Genomic DNA, 5,812 nt, shown 5'->3' with positions numbered 1-5,812 from the left:
GAAATATAGGCAGAGTATAAGCGTGAAACTTATACTTTCCTATATTTTAAAATATCGTATTGTTATTCTATGCACGCTTGTCTACATTTCATGCCGTACACCTGCCTACCTCTTGCCGCATATAGTGAAGAATTGAAAGAGGAGAAAGGCGGAAGAAAAATGATTCAAGTGCAAGTCATATCCAGCGTGAATGAAGCTAGCTCTGCGAAGTTTCATCATAAGACGGCTATAATTATTGATGTGCTAAGAGCAACAAGCACCATTTGCACTGCGTTAGCTGCAGGAGCCTTGTGTGTCATACCTGCGGAAACAGTTATGGAAGCACGCGCTTTACAAAGGCCAGGCGACCTACTAGGAGGGGAACGTTTCTGCCGAAAAATCGCTGGCTTCGATCTCGGGAATTCCCCCGATGAATATACAGAGGAAGCAGTAGGCGGACGAAGAGTCATTCTGACTACAACTAATGGCACAAGGGCCATTCATAAATCAATGCGCGCCGATTATGTACTGACGGCCTCCTTGCTGAATGCAGAGGCATGCGCAAAAACTGCGATTGAGCTTAAAAGGGATGTCGTCATTTTATGCGCAGGGAGCAATGATGAATTTGCAATTGAGGATGGACTATGCGCAGGGCTTGTGCTCGACAAAATGCATGCAATAAGCTCTGCAGCCATTGAAACAGATGATTTTGGAACAGCTATGCTAGCTCTCTATCGCAATCGTTTGGGTCACATGAATGAGACTCTGTCTGGCGGGTTGACGGGGAGAAAACTATTGAAGCTTGGAATGAAGCGTGATATAGATGACTGCTCTTGTATAGACATCTATCAAGACGTTCCGAGGCTGAATGKTGAGTTGTTAACGCGATTTTAGTAGACATTCTGATTTTGAATGACTTGGTTATATAAATAAAAATGTAAGTAAGTTGAGCCTAGAGCTCTGTTTAGTTTTTTAGTTTCAGATATTGCAACTAATTGAACTCACTGAAGTGTGTTCTACGATTTAGTGTCATAGGATGAACCTAATTGCCCAGTCAACTCGACCGCACCTCGCTTCTTGGGTCGTTAATTGACTATTTTGAAACTAAATCTACTTTTCCCCCCTAATGTCTCTAGTTAGTATCACAATTTGAAATTAGAGCACACTTTGTCTCCTAATTTTAATTAATATACTGCCTCATTCAAGACGATAAAAAATCGACAAACGAATGGATAGTCGTGTCATGAGCAATCATTGAAACTTGTCATGGATCAGCTTATTGAGACTTATTGAGACAAAAAAAGGCTCGTTCCTTTAAATCGGAACGAGCCTACTGTTATAATTGCCAATTAACGACGATCCTGAGGTCCGCCTACATATACTTGCTCAGCCGTATCAAGATCATAAGCTGTATGAAGCGCACGAACAACCTCGGTTAAAAGCTCTGATGAAATGACACATGAGCATTTAATCTCAGATGTACTAACCATCTTGATGCTAACACCTAGAGTAGAAATCGTAGCGAACATTTTCGCAGCCACACCAGGATTACTTACCATGCCAGCTCCAACGATCGACACTTTTACCAAATTATCCTCGGAGGTTGCTTCGCGGAAAGGAACTCTGCTGCGAAGACCTTCAATAACTGTAATCGCTTTTTCTTTATCATCAAGTGATAGGGTGAAGGAGAAATCGGCTTTGCCGTCCAACACACCGCTCTGCACAATAATATCAACATCAATACCATTGTCTGCCAATGCGCCAAATACATCAGCAAGCACACCTGGAACATCTTCAACGCCCATAATGCTAATTCTAGCTACGTTTTTGTCAAACGCTATTCCGCGAACGACCACGCCTTGCTCCATGACCGCTTCCTCCTTTACACTTGTACCTTCGTTTTGGGTAAAGCTTGAACGAACGACAAGCTTCACATTGTTATGCTTCGCATATTCCACTGCGCGAGGATGCAATACAGCAGCACCCAAATGAGCCAGCTCAAGCATTTCGTCATACGAAATCTCATTAAGCTTACGCGCATTTTTAACTACGCGGGGATCAGTCGAATAAATACCGTCCACATCTGTATAAATCTCACATACATCTGCGTTCATCGCAGCCGCTAAGGCCACTGCTGTTGTGTCGGATCCGCCACGACCTAGCGTCGTAATTTCTCCGTCCTCACTCATACCCTGAAAGCCAGCGACAATTGCAACATTGCCTTCCTTTAACGCTTTAAATACGCGCTCAGGTTGAATATCTGTCATCTTCGCTTTACCATGTACCGCTTCCGTACGAATACCTGCTTGCCAACCGGTGAAAGAAACCGCTCCATGTCCAAGCTGGTGGATCGTCATTGAAAGCAGAGCGATCGATATTTGTTCACCTACGGTTAACAGCATATCCATTTCCCGCGCCGGCGGGTTAAGATTAAGCTGCTTCGACTGATCGATTAAATCGTCAGTCGTATCTCCCATAGCAGAAACGACAACAACGATATCGTTGCCCTCTTTCTGCCTCTCAATTATGCGTTTTGCAACGCGCTGCATCCGCTCCGGCGTTCCCACGGAGCTGCCGCCAAACTTCATCACTATCAACGACAAAGCTGATTCACTCCCAACCTTGACATATACATACAAGTCAATATTATACCACAACTAATTAGGCTATGGGTATATCCTTTTGTAAGAAAAAACGACTTCCTCGTCTTTGTCTAAGGACAATCATTTTCTCGAAAAAATTTAAGCCGAGTATAAGGTGAACCTTATACCTTCCTATATTTCAAAAAAACCGCCCGAATTCCTTCGGACGGTTCCTCCAAGCTGCTGCCTAAGCGCGTGAGATGTATTTACCTTCGCGTGTATCGACAAGCAATACGTCGCCTTCGTTAATGAACAAAGGAACTTGAACGTTAAGGCCAGTTTCTACTTTAGCCATTTTTGTAGCGCCTTGAGCTGTATTGCCTTTAACGCCCGGCTCTGTTTCAACGACTTTAAGTTCTACGCTGTTTTGCATTTGAATGCCAAGAATCTCGCCTTGGTAGCTCGAGATATTAACATTCATGTTTTCTTTAAGAAAGTTTAGCTCCCATTCAAGCTGTTTCTTATCCAAGTTGAACTGGTCAAACGTTTCATTATCCATGAACGTGTATTCCGAACCGGAGTTGTACAAATATTGTACTTCACGGTTTTCGATGATTGCACGTCCAATACTTTCGCCTGCACGGAATGTTTTCTCAACAACGTTACCGTTGCGCAAGTTTTTTAGTTTGGAACGAACGAATGCCGCGCCTTTACCTGGTTTTACGTGTTGAAAATCTAGAACGCTGAAAATATCTGTGTCTACTTGTACGGTCAAGCCTGTCTTAAAATCGTTTACTGAAATCATTACTGATTCCCTCCTGAGTAATAATCCTTAACCCAAAATGATCAAGTCTTTCGGGGATGAGGTTAATATTTTAATACCGGATTCCGTAATTACAATATCGTCCTCAATACGTACCCCACCAAAACCGGGTACATAAATGCCAGGCTCTACCGTAACGGTCATGCCGGGCGTTAAAATCGTGTCACTGAGCTTGGAAAGCCTAGGCGCTTCATGAATTTCCATTCCGAGACCATGTCCCGTACCGTGTCCAAAAAGATCGCCATAGCCGTATTTCGTTATAACGTCACGCGCTAGCGCATCCGCTTCACGTCCGCTCATACCTGGTTTGATATGCTCAAGCGCATTTAGTTGTGCCTCAAGCACGATGTTGTAAATCTCGTGATGTTTATCAGTAGGCGTTCCAACAACTACCGTCCGTGTAATATCCGAACAATAACCATTATAATACGCACCAAAATCGAGCTTTACGAACTCATTTGTGCCAATAACACGCTCGCTCGCTACCCCGTGAGGCAGTGCTGATCTCTCTCCAGAAGCTACAATCGTCTCAAATGAAGACGATGTCGCACCATGGCTGCGCATGTATACTTCCATCTCAAGCGCGATATCAATTTCTCGGACGCCTGGGCGGATAAGCTTCTGAATATGTTTAAACGTGTCATCAGCTAAATCTGCAGCTTCCTGCATAATTTGCAGTTCTGCAGCATCTTTAGTCATGCGAAGCTGTTCAACAAGACCTGATACAAGCTCAAGTGCTATGCCTTGCAACGTCTTACCCCATACAACAAACTCACTATATACGATATGATCCTGTTCAAACGCAAGCTTATTAATCTTTTGCGCTTGTAAAAGCTCTCGAATATCGTTTATCGGGCTCGGTCCATGCTCAACAATTTGAAACCCGGTCGCTTGCTGTGGAGCTTGTGTGCGATAGCGGAAATCAGTTAATAAGTAGCAGTCACTACTTGTAATGAGGACCATACCTGAGGATCCGGTGAAGCCGCTAATATAACGACGGTTATACTCGCTTCCAATCACAATTGCTTCAAAGTTCTGATCCGCAAGCAGTTGGCGAAGCCGCCTAACTCTTTCATTCGGCATTATGATCTCTCCTCTCATTATCTTCTTACTTTGCACGTTGCAAATGACGCACCAGTGCTGTAAGACCAAGTTCGTAGCTGTGAGATCCGAAGCCAGCGATTTGACCGACGGCAACAGCTGCAATAACTGAAACATGTCGGAACGGTTCTCGCTGATGAATATTAGACATATGCACCTCGATTATGGGAAGTGCGATTGTGCTAAGCGCGTCGCGAAGCGCATAGCTGTAATGCGTCCAAGCACCCGGATTGATAACAATTCCGTCTGCCTTGCCATATGCGCTATGTATCCGATCAATCATTTCGCCCTCATGATTCGTTTGGAAAAACTCAACCTCGACACCAAGTGCCTCCGCTTTATCCTTCAAGAGCGATTCGATGAATGCTAGTGTCTCTGACCCGTACACGCCTGGCTCGCGAACACCGAGCATATTCAGGTTCGGGCCGTTCAAAATAACAATTTTGTGCATAAAAGCACCTCCCAAGCGTAAACAGCTACCGTCCTCTGCGGCACATGCGTTAGATCATTAGCCATTTTACCACAAATGTCCTCACCTTGAGAAGTAGAAGTCGTTACCCTGCTTTGATTGGTTCTCTCGTTGCTTCATCTGTGAACTCAAATGCAATCGAATAGCCAATGAATACGCCCCATAAAAGAAAGACGCACAGCTCGGTCCAGAATGTATTCCAACCCGCTTTCGTAATATTTTCAGTAACCCCTAGCAGAGGGCCCACAAAGACGAATATAAGAATCCACCATACTAGCCCATAGCCAATTCCAGGCCACGGTCCTCGCAAACGCCCCACTAGAACCTTGTAGAGGACAGCCGCAATAATGGATAAAATGATGTAGCTCGCTAGACCTACTACTATGCCCCACCATGACTTTAGAAAAGCTGACTGAAAAAAAGGATCAGCGACAAAGCTTGGCAGCTCCGTTGTAAATTTTATTTGATAACAAATCCAGCGAATCGAGCCCCAAATTAACCCTGCAAAAAAACCGATCTGAATGCAGAATAGCCACGGATTTGTAGGATGCTCCTGTCCGTTGTCTGCCTTAGTCTGCTTCTTATTTGCCAATGTTACCTTCCCCTTTCATCTGTAACTTTACAAGACCCGCTTAGTATGTGAAAAAAAGCTATGCGATAACCACTAGCATCATAATAAGCTGATCTCTATCGGATGATGACGAGCGTTGGCATTTGCAGCGTAGATCAAGTACAATAGAATTACAAATTTGTAGACTTATCCGTCGCATCGTCTCTGGCGAAACCCCACTCAAGGAAGGTGAAAAGCTCTTGCCGCAAGATTCCCGAAGTATATATGGCGGACAAGCGGTTATAGAA

General features: G+C 44.3%; 6 protein-coding genes. 1 reads left to right on the top strand and 5 read right to left on the bottom strand.

Features of this window, described 5'->3' with window-relative positions; translation table 11 throughout:
- Positions 1-159: 159 nt before the first annotated feature.
- Positions 160-873, top strand: coding sequence for a 2-phosphosulfolactate phosphatase (locus AC1DWN_RS26100; protein ID WP_477561812.1), 714 nt, complete (start codon positions 160-162; stop codon positions 871-873).
- Between the two features lie 455 nt (positions 874-1,328).
- On the opposite strand, the gene AC1DWN_RS26095 is transcribed toward AC1DWN_RS26100, so the two are convergent.
- From AC1DWN_RS26095 to AC1DWN_RS26075, 5 genes are all read right to left on the bottom strand, one after another.
- A complete protein-coding gene (locus AC1DWN_RS26095) occupies positions 1,329-2,582 on the bottom strand; it encodes an aspartate kinase (RefSeq protein WP_477561811.1) in 1,254 nt (417 codons plus the stop codon).
- A gap of 226 nt (positions 2,583-2,808) precedes the next feature.
- Positions 2,809-3,366 carry an elongation factor P gene (efp, locus tag AC1DWN_RS26090; RefSeq protein WP_477561810.1) on the bottom strand — a complete coding sequence of 186 codons (558 nt, stop codon included), beginning with the start codon at positions 3,364-3,366 and terminating at the stop codon, positions 2,809-2,811.
- Between the two features lie 27 nt (positions 3,367-3,393).
- Positions 3,394-4,467: a M24 family metallopeptidase gene (locus AC1DWN_RS26085; protein ID WP_477561809.1), complete on the bottom strand. Its 1,074-nt coding sequence runs from the start codon at positions 4,465-4,467 to the stop codon at positions 3,394-3,396.
- 25 nt (positions 4,468-4,492) lie between these two features.
- On the bottom strand, positions 4,493-4,936 hold the full coding sequence (aroQ, locus tag AC1DWN_RS26080; RefSeq protein ID WP_477561808.1) for a type II 3-dehydroquinate dehydratase: 444 nt from the start codon (positions 4,934-4,936) through the stop codon (positions 4,493-4,495).
- Positions 4,937-5,039: 103 nt separating this feature from the next.
- On the bottom strand, positions 5,040-5,546 hold the full coding sequence (locus AC1DWN_RS26075; RefSeq protein WP_477561807.1) for a YqhR family membrane protein: 507 nt from the start codon (positions 5,544-5,546) through the stop codon (positions 5,040-5,042).
- Positions 5,547-5,812: the final 266 nt, after the last annotated feature.

The organism is Paenibacillus sp. P4_A7 (genome assembly GCF_056402455.1).
The sequence above is the reverse complement of the archived record's forward strand: the minus strand, read 5'-3'. Positions and strand labels throughout refer to the sequence as shown.